Annotated in this window: 13 protein-coding genes; 10 read left to right on the top strand and 3 right to left on the bottom strand. The window is 70.0% G+C overall.

Going from position 1 to position 13,138, the window contains the following annotated elements:
- Nucleotides 1-6 precede the first annotated feature (6 nt).
- Nucleotides 7-762 carry a 3'(2'),5'-bisphosphate nucleotidase CysQ gene (locus KOF26_RS05415; RefSeq protein ID WP_216321269.1) on the top strand — a complete coding sequence of 252 codons (756 nt, stop codon included), beginning with the start codon at nt 7-9 and terminating at the stop codon, nt 760-762.
- Here KOF26_RS05415 and KOF26_RS05410 read toward each other — a convergent pair.
- Nucleotides 759-1,190: a CoA-binding protein gene (locus tag KOF26_RS05410; protein ID WP_216321265.1), complete on the bottom strand. Its 432-nt coding sequence runs from the start codon at nt 1,188-1,190 to the stop codon at nt 759-761. The two genes, KOF26_RS05415 and KOF26_RS05410, sit on opposite strands and share 4 nt — an antisense overlap.
- A 12-nt stretch (nt 1,191-1,202) precedes the next feature.
- Nucleotides 1,203-2,198 carry an Mrp/NBP35 family ATP-binding protein gene (locus tag KOF26_RS05405; protein WP_253201109.1) on the bottom strand — a complete coding sequence of 332 codons (996 nt, stop codon included), beginning with the start codon at nt 2,196-2,198 and terminating at the stop codon, nt 1,203-1,205.
- A 58-nt stretch (nt 2,199-2,256) separates the two neighbouring features.
- Here KOF26_RS05405 and hflK point away from each other — a divergent pair, with 58 nt between their 5' ends.
- From hflK to KOF26_RS05375, 6 genes are all read left to right on the top strand, one after another.
- A complete protein-coding gene (hflK, locus tag KOF26_RS05400) occupies nt 2,257-3,354 on the top strand; it encodes an FtsH protease activity modulator HflK (protein WP_253201108.1) in 1,098 nt (365 codons plus the stop codon).
- The gene (gene hflC / locus KOF26_RS05395) at nt 3,351-4,199 is read left to right on the top strand and encodes a protease modulator HflC (protein ID WP_216321262.1); all 849 of its coding nucleotides are present in this window, start codon (nt 3,351-3,353) and stop codon (nt 4,197-4,199) included. The genes hflK and hflC overlap by 4 nt, the downstream gene beginning before the upstream one ends.
- Nucleotides 4,200-4,292: 93 nt before the next feature.
- A complete protein-coding gene (locus KOF26_RS05390; RefSeq protein ID WP_216321259.1) occupies nt 4,293-5,870 on the top strand; it encodes a Do family serine endopeptidase in 1,578 nt (525 codons plus the stop codon).
- Nucleotides 5,871-6,086: 216 nt separating this feature from the next.
- Nucleotides 6,087-7,724, top strand: coding sequence for a helicase HerA-like domain-containing protein (locus tag KOF26_RS05385; RefSeq protein ID WP_216321256.1), 1,638 nt, complete (start codon nt 6,087-6,089; stop codon nt 7,722-7,724).
- 6 nt (nt 7,725-7,730) lie between these two features.
- Nucleotides 7,731-8,375: a DsbA family protein gene (locus KOF26_RS05380; RefSeq protein ID WP_216321254.1), complete on the top strand. Its 645-nt coding sequence runs from the start codon at nt 7,731-7,733 to the stop codon at nt 8,373-8,375.
- Nucleotides 8,376-8,413: 38 nt separating this feature from the next.
- Nucleotides 8,414-9,373, top strand: a complete 960-nt coding sequence (locus KOF26_RS05375) for an isopenicillin N synthase family dioxygenase (RefSeq protein ID WP_216321249.1) — start codon at nt 8,414-8,416, stop codon at nt 9,371-9,373.
- Nucleotides 9,374-9,455: 82 nt separating this feature from the next.
- On the opposite strand, the gene queF is transcribed toward KOF26_RS05375, so the two are convergent.
- Complete coding sequence (gene queF / locus KOF26_RS05370) at nt 9,456-9,902, bottom strand: preQ(1) synthase (protein ID WP_216321248.1); 447 nt, start codon at nt 9,900-9,902, stop codon at nt 9,456-9,458.
- Between the two features lie 148 nt (nt 9,903-10,050).
- On the opposite strand from queF, the gene KOF26_RS05365 reads away from it, so the two are divergent.
- From KOF26_RS05365 to KOF26_RS05355, 3 genes are all read left to right on the top strand, one after another.
- Complete coding sequence (locus tag KOF26_RS05365; protein ID WP_216321245.1) at nt 10,051-10,899, top strand: sulfurtransferase; 849 nt, start codon at nt 10,051-10,053, stop codon at nt 10,897-10,899.
- On the top strand, nt 10,896-12,074 hold the full coding sequence (gene metC, locus KOF26_RS05360; protein WP_253201107.1) for a cystathionine beta-lyase: 1,179 nt from the start codon (nt 10,896-10,898) through the stop codon (nt 12,072-12,074). The genes KOF26_RS05365 and metC overlap by 4 nt, the downstream gene beginning before the upstream one ends.
- 180 nt (nt 12,075-12,254) lie before the next feature.
- Nucleotides 12,255-13,013, top strand: a complete 759-nt coding sequence (locus KOF26_RS05355; RefSeq protein ID WP_216321238.1) for a TorF family putative porin — start codon at nt 12,255-12,257, stop codon at nt 13,011-13,013.
- Nucleotides 13,014-13,138: the final 125 nt, after the last annotated feature.

Below are 13,138 nucleotides of genomic sequence, written 5' to 3'. Positions count from 1 at the left end.
GACGCGGTGGCGGAGATCACCGCCCGCGCCGGCCAGCTGGCGCTCGCCGGCTGGCGGGGCGAATTCCGCCGCTGGGAGAAATCGCCCGGGCAGATCGTCTGCGAGCTCGACCTTGAGGTCGACGAATTTCTCAAGCGGGAGCTGTGCGCGCTGCTGCCCGACGCCGGCTGGCTGTCGGAGGAAACGGCGGATGATCCGGCGCGACTGGAGGCGCGACGGGTGTGGGTCGTCGATCCGATCGACGGCACCCGCGATTTCGTGCGCGGACGGGACGGGTGGTGCGTGTCGGTGGCGCTGGTCGATCGCTGGCAGGTGGCATTGGGCGTGCTCGACGCGCCGGCGCGCGGGCAACGCTGGACTGCCGCGCAGGGCGAGGGCGCGGCGCTGAACGGCCGGCCGCTGGCCGTGCGCCCGCGCACGGCGCTGGCCGGCGCACGGGTGCCGGCGGATTCCCTGCCGCGAGTCGATCAGGACCTGGTGATGGTGGCCAAGCCCAATTCGATCGCGCTCAGATTGGCGATGGTCGCGGCCGGCGAGGCAGACCTCGTCGCCTCCCTGCGCTGGGGCAATGAGTGGGATATCGCGGCGGCGGCCCTGATCGGCGAGGAGGCAGGCGCGACCGTTACCGACGCGCTCGGCATGGCCTTGTCCTACAACACGCCCACCGGCGAGGCGTTCGGCATCCTCGCCACCGCGCCGGGCATCCACGCCGCCGCGCTGGCGCGGCTGCGCGCGCGCGCCGAGGCAGCGCTGCCGCGCTAGCCTGCGACCGGCGCCACGCCCAGCCGCCTGATCTCGATCGCCGGGCAGTGGTCCATCACCACCTTCAGCCCTGCCGCCTCGGCGCGGGCGGCGGCCTCCTCGTTGATGACGCCGAGCTGCATCCACACCGACTTCGCCCCCGCCCGGATCGCCTCGTCCACCGCCTCGCCGGCGGCCGCGGGGCGACGGAAGATGTCGACCATGTCGATCGGCTCGCCGATCTGCGACAGTTCGCGCCAGACATATTCGCCATGGACATGCTCGCCGGTGATCTGCGGGTTGACCGGGATCACCCGGTAGCCGTGATCCTGCAGCGTCTTCATCACGCCGTAGCTCGGCCGGTCCGGCCGGTCCGACGCGCCGATCATGGCGATGGTGCGCGTCTCCTCGAGCAGCGCCTTGATCTCATCAGGACTGGTCAGCGGCATGGTCCGTCTCCTTCAGGCGCGCGGCCGATCCAGCCATTGGCGGACACGCGCGGCAAGCAGGGCGAACGCCTCGCCCTCGGGTTCGTCTCCAGCCGCCGGCGGGTCGCCGGCATCGGAGCGGCGGCGGATGGCGGGATCGAGCGGCACGCGGCCGAGGAAGGGCAGGCCCATCGTGCCCGCCGCGGACTCCGCCCCGCCGATGCCGAAGGGGTCGGAGAACTCGCCGCAATGCGGGCAGATATAGCCCGCCATGTTCTCGACGACGCCGATCACCGGCACGCCCGTCTTGCCGAACAGGTCGATGGCGCGCATCGCGTCGATGAGCGCCAGATCCTGGGGGGTCGAGACGATCACCGCGCCTTCGGGCCTGTGCTTTTGCAGCATCGACAACTGGACGTCGCCGGTGCCCGGCGGCAGATCGACGATCAGCACCTCGCAATCGCCCCAGTCGGCATCGAGCAGCTGGGCGAGCGCACTCCCGGCCATCGGCCCGCGCCAGGCGATCGCCTGGCCGGGCTCGACGAGCTGGCCCATCGACAGCATCGGCACGCCGAAGCGGGTGGCGACGGGCAGCAGCGTCTTGTCCCGCCCCTCGGGCCGGATGCCCTCGGCGGAGAGCAGGCGCGGCTGGGAGGGGCCATAAATATCGGCGTCGACGAGGCCGGTGCGGGTGCCGGCGCGGGCCAGCGCCACGGCAAGGTTGGCGGCGAGCGTCGATTTCCCGACGCCGCCCTTGCCCGAGCCGACGGCGATGATCCGCCGGCCGGTCTTCTCCGCGGTCTGGGCGACGCGCACCGCCGTCACCCCCGGCACCGCGCCGAGCGCGCGCTTCATCTCGTCCTCCAGCGCCGCGCGGCGATCGCCGTCGAGGCCGGTGACGTCGAGCACGACGCTGACCGCGCCGTCGGCGCCCCGGCGCGGGGCGGCGGCACGCCCCTCGATCCCGGTGACTCGGGCGAGGGCGGCGGCGAGGGCGTCTGCTTCCGGATAGGTCATGGCGAGCGACATAAGACGCCAGCAAGGCAATGCCACTGTTTTTCGGAGCATCGCCCCCTATAATGGCCGGATGACCAATCAAGACGGCCGAGGAATGGAAGAGCAGGCGGTGCTGAACGAGGGCGGCCCCTGGGGGGGGTCGCCCGGCGGCCCCGGCGATGGCGACGGCAAGGGCGGCGGCGGCCTCGGCCCGCGCAACCCGTGGCGCCAGCCGCCCGGCAAGCGCGGCGGCGGACGGGCGGGCATGAACCCGCCGGCGCTCGACGCGCTGCTGCGGCGTGGGCGCGAGCGGTTTGGCGGGCGCCTTCCGTCCGGCGGCGGTCAGACCCTGTGGCTGTGGGCGGTGGCGCTGCTCGTCGTGCTGTGGCTGGTCGGCACAAGCTTCCACCGCGTCGAGCCGCAGGAGCGCGGCGTGGTGACCCGGCTCGGCAAATATGCGGGCACGCTCCGGCCGGGCATCTCCTTCACCTACCCGGCGCCGATCGACACGGTGACGCCGGTTAACGTCGACGGCATCCGCACCGTCGACATCGACAGCTCCGGCGACAAGGGCAATCTGGTCCTCACCGGCGATCAGAACATCATCGATCTCGCTTATTCGGTGCGCTGGTCGATCCGCGATCCCGAGCTCTACATCTTCGAGCTGGCCGATCCGGACGATACCATCCGCGAAGTCGCCGAGAGCGCGATGCGCGAGGAAATCGCCCGCGTCTCGCTCAACGATGCGATCGGATCGCAGCGCGGCCAGATCGAGGGACGGGTGGCGACGCGGATGCAGGCCCTGCTCGACAGCTATCGGGCGGGTGTCGTCATCCAGGGCGTGGCGATCCGCCAGGCCGACCCGCCCGCGCAGGTGCTCGACGCCTTCAAGGAGGTGTCCGCCGCCCAGCAGGAGGCGCAGAGCTATCTGAACGGCGCGCGCGCCTATGCCGAGCAGCTTACCGCCAAGGCGCAGGGCGAGGCGACCGCCTTCGACAAGGTCTATGAGCAATATCGCCTCGCCCCCGAGGTGACCCGCCGGCGCATGTATTACGAGACGATGGAGGATGTGCTGTCCAAGGTGGACAAGACGGTGGTGCAGGCGCCGGGCGTGATGCCCTACCTGCCGCTCGATCGCGCCCGCAAGGCCGCGCCCGCGCAAGCCCCCGCCGAGGAGCCCGGCCGATGAACGCCAGCATGCGCAACCCCATATTGTGGGCGATCGCGGCGATCGCCGCGGTGCTCGTCTTCGCGTCGGTGTTCGCGATCGTGCCGGAGACCAAGCAGGCGCTGGTCGTCCGGCTCGGCAAGCCCAACCGCATCGTCAATCCCTACAAGCCCGGCCAGCCCTTTGGCGCCACCGGCGCGGGGCTGGTCTGGCGCATCCCGTTCCTCGAGCAGATCGTGTGGATCGACAAGCGCGTGCTCGATTTCGACATGCAGCGTCAGGCGGTGCTGTCCACCGACCAGCTCCGGCTCGAGGTCGACGCCTTCGCGCGTTACCGCATCGTCGATCCACTGCGCATGTATGTCGTCGCGCGGGAGGAAAACCGGGTGGCGGACGCGCTGCGCCCGATCCTCGGCTCGGCGCTGCGCAACGAGCTCGGCCGCCGCAACTTCGCGGTGCTGCTCAGCCCCGAGCGCGGCCAGATCATGGATAATATCCAGAACCGCCTCGATCGCGTCGCCCGCCAATATGGCGCCGAGATCGTCGACGTGCGCATCAAGCGCGCCGATCTGCCGGACGGAACCCCGCTGGAAAGCGCCTTCCAGCGCATGCGCTCGGCCCGCCAGCAGGAGGCGCTGACCATCCGCGCCCAGGCCGCCAAGCAGGCCCAGATCATCCGCGCCGACGCCGACGCCGCGGCTGCCCAGACCTATGCGGCAAGCTTTGGCAAGGACGCCGGCTTCTATGATTTCTACCGGGCCATGCAATCCTACCGGCAAAGCTTCGCGCCGGGTGGCCAGGGCGCGACGACCATGATCCTGTCGCCGGAGAATGATTATCTGCGCGAGTTCAAGGGCCAGAAATAAGCAGCGCCGCGGACCCCTGCTTATTCAATCAGCGTTCATTGCCCATCGTTCATCGCAGGGCCGACGATTCCTTCCCAAGGGAGAATTCCGACAGTGCGTTATGCCTATGCCATTACGACCGCGCTGATCGCCGGCGGTGCCGCCGCCACCATGGCGCTGCAACAGCCGGTCGGCGCCCAGGTCGCGCAGAACGCGCCAGGCGCGATCCAGGCCGCGCCGCCGCGCGCCGATGCGCCGATGAGCTTTGCCGACCTCACCGCCCGCCTGCAGCCGGCGGTGGTCAACATCTCGACCACCCAGCGCGTTCAGGTCGGGACCCAGGGCCGCAATCCGTTCGCCGGCACGCCGTTCGAGGAAATGTTTCGCGGCTTCGGCGGCGGCAGCGACCAGCAGGGCCGTCCGATCACCCGTGAGGCGACCTCGCTCGGCTCCGGCTTCGTGATCTCGGCCGACGGCTATATCGTCACCAACAACCATGTCATCTCCGGCGACCCGCGCGATCCGCGCACCCAGGGGACGGTGGAGAGCATTACCGTCACCCTGCCCGACCGGCGCGAGTTCACCGCCCGCGTCGTCGGCAAGGATCCGGCTTCCGACCTGGCGCTGCTCAAGATCGACGCACAGAACCTGCCGTTCGTGCAGTTCGGCGATTCGACTCGCACCCGCGTTGGCGACTGGGTGGTGGCGATCGGCAACCCCTTCGCGCTGGGCGGCACGGTGACGGCGGGCATCGTCTCGGCGATCCACCGCAATATCGGCCAGGGCGGCGCCTATGATCGCTACATCCAGACGGACGCGGCGATCAACCAGGGCAATTCCGGCGGGCCGATGTTCGACCTGCGCGGCAATGTCGTCGGCATCAACACCGCCATCTTCTCGCCGACCGGGGGCAATGTCGGCATCGGCTTCGCCATCCCGGCGGAGCAGGCCAAGCCGGTGATCGACGCATTGATGAAGGGCGGCAAGGTGCGCCGCGGCTATCTCGGCGTCGGCATCCAGCCGATGACCGACGACCTCGCCACCTCGCTCGGCCTGCCGAAGAATCGCGGCGAGATCGTCAGCCGCGTCGAGCCCGGCTATGCCGCCGCCCGCGCCGGCATCCAGCAGGGCGACGTCATCATGAAGGTGAACGGCGTCGAGGTGACGCCGGACGAGACCCTGTCCTACATCGTCGCCAATGTGACGGTGGGCAGCCGCATCCCGATCGAGCTGATCCGCAACGGCAAGACGATCAGCGTCACCGCCACCGTCGGCGAGCGCCCGCCCGAGGACCAGCTCGCCGCCAACACCAATAATTTCAGCGACGACGACGACGACGACGACAATCAGACGCCGAGCAGCAGCAGCACCGAGACCGGCATCCGCGCCGCCCTCGGCATCACCGTGCAGCCGCTGACCCCGCAGATCGCCCAGCAGCTGCGCATGCCGCCGACGACGCGCGGCGTGGTGGTGGGCGCGGTCGATCCCTCGTCCGATGCGGCGAGCGATCTGCGGCGCGGCGACGTGATCCTGTCGATCAACAACCAGCCGACCACGACCACAGCGGCCGTTGCCCAGGCGGTCGCGGCGGCGCGCGCGGCGAACAAGGCCAGCGTGGCGCTGCTCGTCCAGCGCGGGCCGAACCCGCCTTTCTATCTGGGCGTGAAGCTGGCCAAGCCGGCGGCCAAGTAAGCGGCTCGGGGGGCGGCGACGCCCCCCTTCCGCGACCGTCATGCTGAACCTGTTTCAGCATCCATCTCGCAACACATTTCGCAGTTCGCGGAAGGGTGGACCCTGAAACAGGTGCGGGGTGACGGGTCGTGTCGGGTCGCCCGTGCCACACCCGCTTCGCGTCCGCCGGCTCGCGCGCTACACAGGGCCGCGACCATGGATCGAGGAGCCCGCCGCATGCCTGACACCGCCCCCGGCCTGTTCATCGGCGCGTCGCCTAGTGGTGGGCCGCAGCTGCTCAATCTCCGGCGGGCCAACCGCCATGGGCTGATCGCCGGCGCCACCGGCACTGGCAAGACCGTCACCCTCCAGCGCATGGCCGAGCAATTCTCCGCCGCCGGCGTCCCGGTCTTCGTCGCCGACGTGAAGGGGGACCTGTCCGGCATGGCCATGCAGGGATCGCCGGCCGCGAAATCCCATGCCGCACTGTCGGAACGCGCCGGGCAAGTGGGCGACACCGGCTGGGCCTATCACGACAATCCGGTGGTGTTCTGGGATCTGTTCGGCGAGGCCGGCCATCCGGTGCGCGCCACCGTCTCCGAAATGGGGCCGCTGCTACTCTCCCGCCTGATGGGGCTGAACGAGACGCAGGAGGGCGTGTTGACCATCGCCTTCCATGTTGCCGACAAGGACGGACTGCTGCTGCTCGATCTCGACGATCTGCAGGCGATGCTGGTCGATTGCGCCGAGCGGGCGGATGAGCTGACCACGCAATATGGCAATGTCGGCAAGCAATCGATCGGCGCCATCCAGCGCGCCCTGCTCCAGCTGCGTTCGCAAGGCGCCGAGCATTTCTTCGGCGAGCCTGCCCTCGACATCCATGACCTGATCGCCGTGGACGAGAGCGGCCGCGGCCGGGTCGGCATCCTCGCCGCCGACCGGCTGATGGCCGCGCCGAAGCTCTATGCGAGCTTCCTGCTGTGGCTGTTGTCCGAGCTGTTCGAGGCGCTGCCCGAGGTCGGCGATCCGGACAAGCCGAAGCTGGTGTTCTTCTTCGACGAGGCCCATCTGCTGTTCGACGAGGCGCCGCCGGCCCTGCTCGAGAAGGTGGAGCAGGTGGTGCGGCTGATCCGCTCCAAGGGCGTCGGCGTCTATTTCGTCACCCAGAACCCGATCGACATTCCGGAAAAGGTCGCCGGCCAGCTCGGCAATCGTGTCCAGCACGCGCTGCGCGCCTTCACGCCGCGCGATGCCGAGGCGGTGGCGCAGGCCGCGAAGACGTTCCGGGCCAATGCGGGCGTCGATGTCGCCACCGCGATCACCGAGCTGAAAGTGGGCGAGGCCCTGGTGTCGTTCCTGCAGGAGGACGGCTCCCCCTCGCCGGTCGAGCGCACGCTGATCGCGCCGCCCGGCTCCCGGCTGGGCCCGGTGACGGACGAGGAGCGCAAGGTGATCCTGTCCACCTCGCCGCTCGCCGGCACCTACGATACCGCGGTGGATCGCGATTCGGCCGCGGAGATCCTTGCCGGCAAGGCCAGCGCCGCCGCGGAGGCGGCCGAGGATGCCAAGGCTGCCGCCGAGCAGGCCAGGCTCGACGCCACCCAGGCCAAGGAACAAGCCAGGCTCGACGCCCAGGCGGCCCGCGAGCAGGCCCGGCTCGACGCGCAGGCCGCCCGCGAGGCCGCGGCTGCCGAGCGCGCCCGCCAGCGCGCCGAGGCCGCCGCCGCGCGCGAGGCGGCGCGCCCGACGATGACCGAGAAGATGCTCCAGTCGGCAGCCCGCTCGGCGGCCTCGTCGATCGGACGACAGATGGCCGGGTCGATCGGGCAGCAGCTGGTGCGGGGCCTGCTCGGCGGGCTGTTCAAGGGGCGCTGAGCCGGCATGCCGGGCCGCAGCTTCTGGACATCGTGGCGGGGGCTGGCGCTGTTCCTGCTGCTGGCGGTGGGCGTGAGCTATGCGATGCGCCATGGCGGGCCGCCGCTGACCGACCTGTCCGGAGATGCGGCGCTGGCGGGCATCCTCGCCGATCACGCCTCGCCAAGCGAGGGGCCGGCGGACGGCGACGTGACGCTCGTCGTCTACACTGATTATCGCTGCCCGGTGTGTCGGGGCGACGCCAGGGCGCTCGAACGGCTGGCATCGCGCGAGAAACGGGTGCGCATCCTCTACAAGGACTGGCCGATCCTCACTCCCGAATCGCGGGTGGCGGCGCGGCTGGCGCTGGCGGCGGCCTATCAGGGCCGCTACGGCGAGGTGCATCGCGCGCTGATGGCCGCCTCCCGTCTCGACGAGCCGGGGCTGCGTCAGGCGCTGGGCGAGGCGGGCGCCGACTGGGATCGGGCGCAGGCCGATCTGGCGCTGCATTCGGAAGCGATCGACATGCTCCTCGCCGAACATGCCCGCGAGGCGGCCGCGCTGCGCCTTCCCGGCACGCCGGGCTATCTCGCCAACCAGTTCCTCGGCATTGGCGCGATGGGCGACGGCGGTTTCAGCCGGATCGTGTCGCGGGCGCGGGGCGCGTTGTAGCGCTTTCCCCGCGCTGCCGGCGACTCTAGATTGGGCCGATGGAAACCGCCCTCGATGCTCCGCCCGCCACCGTCGCCTCCGTGTCGCTTGCCGGGGAGGCGCGCGATCCCGACGGCTTCGCGGCGGCGCTCGGCGCCTCGTTCGAGCGCTACGGCTTCGCCATCGTCTCCGACCATGGCATTCCGGCCGAGCTGATCGCCCGCGCCGAGGCGGCGGCAAAGGCGCTGTTCGCGCTACCCGAGGCAGCGAAGCGGGCCTATCATCTGCCCGGCACCGGCGGCGCGCGCGGCTATACGCCGTTCGGCACCGAGGCCGCGAAGGACGCCACGCTCGTCGACCTCAAGGAATTCTGGCACGTCGGGCGGGAGCTGCCGGCCGGGCATCGCTATGCGCAGGTGATGGCGCCGAATCTGTGGCCCGCGGAGCTTGGCGAGTTTCGCGACACGATGCTGGCGCTCTACGCGGCCTTCGAGGCGACCGGCGCGCGGCTGCTCGCCGCGATCGCCCGCCACCTCGGCCTCGCGCCCGACTTCTTCGTGGACACGGTCGACGACGGCAACAGCGTGATGCGGCTGCTTCATTATCCCCCGGTGCCGGCCGACGCGCCCGGCATCCGCGCGGGCGCGCATGAGGACATCAACACCATCACCCTGCTGCTCGGCGCCGAGGAGGCGGGGCTGCAACTGCTCGACCGCGACTCAGGGCGATGGCTGGCGGTGAGCCCGAAGGAGGGCGAGCTTGCCGTCAACGTCGGCGACATGCTGCAACGGCTGACCAACAACCGGCTGCGCTCGACCACCCACCGGGTGATGAACCCGGCGCCGGAGCGGCGCGGGCACTCGCGCTACTCCATGCCCTTCTTCCTGCATTTCCGGCCGGATTATCTGATCGAGACCTTGCCCTCATGCGTCGATGCGGACCATCCGGACCTTTATCCGCAGCCGATCACCGCCCATGATTATCTGATGCAGCGGTTGCGCGAGATCCGGCTGCTTTAGCCCGGCAGGCCCATTCGCTTCGTGCCTGCCGGGATGTCGCGGCCGTATCTCGACAGGCCCTAAGCGACCGCGATTTCCACGCCTATCCGCGGCCGCGATATCCCGGAACGTCCTGCCCCGGCACCCACAGGCCGTCCGGCGCGGCGCCGGTCTGCCAGAACACGTCGATCGGGATGCCGCCGCGCGGATACCAATAGCCACCGATGCGCAGCCATACCGGCTTCATCTCCGCAACCAGCCGCTCGGCGATGCCGACCGTGCAATCCTCGTGGAAGGCGGCGTGATTGCGGAAGGCGCCGAGGAACAGCTTGAGCGACTTGGATTCGACGATCGTCTCGCCCGGCGCATAGTCGATGACAAGGTGGGCGAAATCGGGCTGGCCGGTCACCGGGCACAGCGAGGTGAATTCCGGCGCCGTGAAGCGCACCAGATAAAGCCGGCCCGGGCGCGGATTGGGGACGTAATCGAGCACCGCCGCTTCCGGGGTGGCAGGCAGGCTGCTCGTCTTGCCGAGATGCTGGGTTTCCATCGCCGCCATGTAGGGTCTGAACCAGCCGAGGCCAATGGCCGTGACGGCGGGCCCTTGGCGGGTTCCGACCCCGGGGCGTGGCGGCATCGCTGGCAAGCGGCGCGTGGGGGCTCTAGGGACGGAGCATTAGCCCCGGAGGAGAGGATCCATGGACTCGCTCGTCTCGACCCAATGGCTGGCCGATCAGGCCGGCGCCGCCGATCTCGTCATCCTCGACGCGACCTTGCTCGATCCTGCCCTGGGCCGCGACGCCGAGGCCGAATTCGCCGACGCCCACATTCCCGGCGCGCGTTTTCTCGGCCTCAAGACGCTCGTCGACGCATCCAGCCCGCTGCCCAACACATTGCCGGAGCCGGGCGCGTTCGCCTCGCGGCTGGCGGCGCTGGGGGTCAACGGCGATGCCCGCCTCGTCCTTTACGACAACTCGCCGTGGAAGACGGCGGCGCGTGGCTGGTGGATGCTGCGCGCCTCCGGCTTCGAGCGGGTGGCGATCCTCGACGGCGGGCTGGCCCTGTGGAAGGCCGAGGGGCGGCCGATCGAGACCGGCGCGCCGTTGCCCGCCGCCGCCGTCGCCGCGGCGACGGCGCCCGCCCCGTTCGCGGGCACCCGCGATCTCGCCGCGGTGCAGGCCAATCTGCAAAGCGATGCCGAGCAGCTCGTCGATGCACGTTCGGCGGCGCGCTATGCCGGCGAGGAAGCCGAGCGCGCCGGGGTGGAGCCCGGCCATATCCCGGGCAGCCGCAGCCTGCCCTATTCGAAGCTGTTCGACGGCGACGGCCGGTGGAAGCGCGGCGCGGCGTTGCAGGCGGAATTCGATCGGGCCGGCGTCGATCCGGGCCGGCCGCTGGTGGTGACGTGCGGATCGGGCATCACCGCCTGCGTCGTGGCCTTCGGCGCGCATCTTCTCGGGCGCGACGACGTCGCCCTCTATGACGGCAGCTGGACGGAATGGGGCGGCGATCCGGCCACCCCCAAGGCGACGGGCCCGGCGGCATGAGCGGGCAGGGAGGCGACCGTCCACTCACCCGCCTCGCCGGTGCCGGCCGGCGCCCGGAATGGACCGGCGGCGTCGTCAATCCGCCGGTGTGGCGGGCGTCGACCATCCTGTTCGACGACTGTGCCGACCTCGACGCGAAGAGCAGCCGCAATCGCGACGGCGAGCTTTATTATGGCCGGCGCGGCACGCCCACCCAATGGGCGCTGGCCGACGCGCTGACCGAGCTGGAGCCGGGCGCGGCGGGCACGATGCTCTATCCGTCGGGCGTGGCGGCAGTGGCGGGCGCTCTGCTCTCGGTGCTGAAGCCGGGCGACGAACTGCTGCTCGTCGACAGCTGCTATCAGCCGACCCGCGCCTTCGCGCAGAACATCCTGGCGCCGATGGGCGTCGCCACGCGCTTCTACGATCCGCTGGTCGGCGCCGGCATCGCCGAGCTGTTCACCGACAAGACCCGCGCCGTGTTCATGGAGAGCCCGGGCAGCCTCACCTTCGAGGTGCAGGACGTGCCCGCGATCTGCGCCGCCGCGCGCGCGCGCGGCATCGTCACGCTGATCGACAATACCTGGGCGACGCCGCTGCTGCTGCCGGCCATCGCGCTCGGCGTGGACCTGTCGATCATCGCCTGCACGAAATATATCGTTGGCCATTCCGACGTGATGCTCGGCTCGGTCACCGCCACCGCGCCCTATTATAAGCGCCTGCGCATGGTCGCCCAGTCGCTTGGCCAGCATGTCGGGCCGGATGATGCGTGGCTGGCGCTGCGCGGCCTGCGCACGCTGGGCGTCCGGCTGCGCCAGCATCAGGAGGGCGGGCTCGCCGTGGCGCAATGGCTGGCGACGCGGCCGGAAGTGGCGCGAGTGCTGCATCCTGCCCTCCCCGACTGCCCCGGCCACGACCTCTGGCGGCGTGATTTCGGCGGCGCCTCGGGCCTGTTCAGCTTCGTGCTGCGGGATGCCGATGCGGCGGCGCGCGCGCGGCTGATCGACGGGCTGGCGCTGTTCGGCATCGGTTTCAGCTGGGGCGGCTATGAGAGCCTGGCGCTGCCCGTCGACCCCGCGCCGCTGCGCAGCGCGGTCCGGTGGGAAGCGGGAGGGCCGGCGGTGCGGCTTCATATCGGCCTGGAGGATCCGGCCGACCTGATCGCCGACCTGGACGCGGGGCTGCGCCGCCTTTGACATCCCTGTGTTGCGATTCAGCAACGTTGCGGAAGCGGATGGATACGATTCAGCAATAACTATTGTGCGACGCGGAACTCGGGCGCAGGAATTTCGCAGTCGCGGTAAGGTGGTCCGGCATGTCCAGAGGCCGCCACCCGGGACACGCAGGCGGATGAACTCGCTAAACTGGGGAGTCTCATGCGCTACACACTGAAGATCGCACTCATCCTGTCCGCCGCCGTCGCCGCTCCGGCCTTCGCCGAGGACACCGCGCCGCCGAGCGGGCCGATCACCGTCACCGGTGGCGCCACGGTGGTCTCCGACTATCGCTTCCGCGGCGTATCGCAGACCGACCGGCGCTTCGCCCTTCAGGGCACGCTGACCGTCACCCATGAATCCGGTTTCTATGTCAGCACCTGGGGCAGCTCGATCGACGACTATGTCGCCTATGGCAGCGATCAGGAGATCGATCTGATCGCCGGCTATCACAAGACGGTGAACGGCACGACCTTCGACATTGGCGGGCTCTATTATTACTATCCGGGCTCGCACGGCAACAACACCGACTTCATCGAGCCCTATGCTTCGGTGAGCCACGTCTTCGGTCCCGCAACCGCCAAGGCGGGCCTCGCCTATGCGCCCAAGCAGCGCGCGCTCGCCACTGCCTTCCACGACAAGGAAGACAATCTCTATATGTATGGCGAGCTCGGCGGGGCGATCCCGGACACCGGCTTCTCGGTGCTCGGCCATGTCGGCTATTCCAAGGGCCGCAGCGTGCTGACGTCGAGCCTCAAGGGCTATGTCGACTGGAATCTCGGCGTCAATTACACGTGGCAGCACCTGACCTTGGGCGTCGCCTATGCCGATACCGACATCAAGAATGACGAGTTCACCACCCCCTCCGGCCGCCACCCGGCCAAGGCCGGCGCCGTGGTGTCCCTCGGCGCGAGCTTCTGAGCGCCACAGGCTGAGATGAGGTATCGAAGGGCGCCCCGCGTCGGCGGCGACCCTTCGATACGCCGCTTCGGCAGGCTCAGCAGCCACTGAGGGGGTGCGGGTCGCCCGAATCCGGGCCACCCACA

The organism is Sphingomonas quercus (assembly GCF_018863195.1).
GTDB classification, from domain to species: Bacteria; Pseudomonadota; Alphaproteobacteria; order Sphingomonadales; family Sphingomonadaceae; genus Solisphingomonas; species Solisphingomonas quercus.
This window is presented reverse-complemented; position numbering and strand designations above follow the sequence as displayed.

Excerpts from the sequence above, each read along its gene's own strand:
- queF (WP_216321248.1), bottom strand. The coding sequence starts at position 9,902 with ATGGAAACCCAGCATCTCGGCAAGACGAGCAGCCTGCCTGCCACCCCG.
- KOF26_RS05385 (WP_216321256.1), top strand. The coding sequence starts at position 6,087 with ATGCCTGACACCGCCCCCGGCCTGTTCATCGGCGCGTCGCCTAGTGGT.
- KOF26_RS05405 (WP_253201109.1), bottom strand. The coding sequence starts at position 2,198 with ATGTCGCTCGCCATGACCTATCCGGAAGCAGACGCCCTCGCCGCCGCC.
- KOF26_RS05410 (WP_216321265.1), bottom strand. The coding sequence starts at position 1,190 with ATGCCGCTGACCAGTCCTGATGAGATCAAGGCGCTGCTCGAGGAGACG.
- KOF26_RS05355 (WP_216321238.1), top strand. The coding sequence starts at position 12,255 with ATGCGCTACACACTGAAGATCGCACTCATCCTGTCCGCCGCCGTCGCC.
- hflC (WP_216321262.1), top strand. The coding sequence starts at position 3,351 with ATGAACGCCAGCATGCGCAACCCCATATTGTGGGCGATCGCGGCGATC.
- KOF26_RS05365 (WP_216321245.1), top strand. The coding sequence starts at position 10,051 with ATGGACTCGCTCGTCTCGACCCAATGGCTGGCCGATCAGGCCGGCGCC.
- KOF26_RS05375 (WP_216321249.1), top strand. The coding sequence starts at position 8,414 with ATGGAAACCGCCCTCGATGCTCCGCCCGCCACCGTCGCCTCCGTGTCG.
- KOF26_RS05380 (WP_216321254.1), top strand. The coding sequence starts at position 7,731 with ATGCCGGGCCGCAGCTTCTGGACATCGTGGCGGGGGCTGGCGCTGTTC.
- metC (WP_253201107.1), top strand. The coding sequence starts at position 10,896 with ATGAGCGGGCAGGGAGGCGACCGTCCACTCACCCGCCTCGCCGGTGCC.
- hflK (WP_253201108.1), top strand. The coding sequence starts at position 2,257 with ATGACCAATCAAGACGGCCGAGGAATGGAAGAGCAGGCGGTGCTGAAC.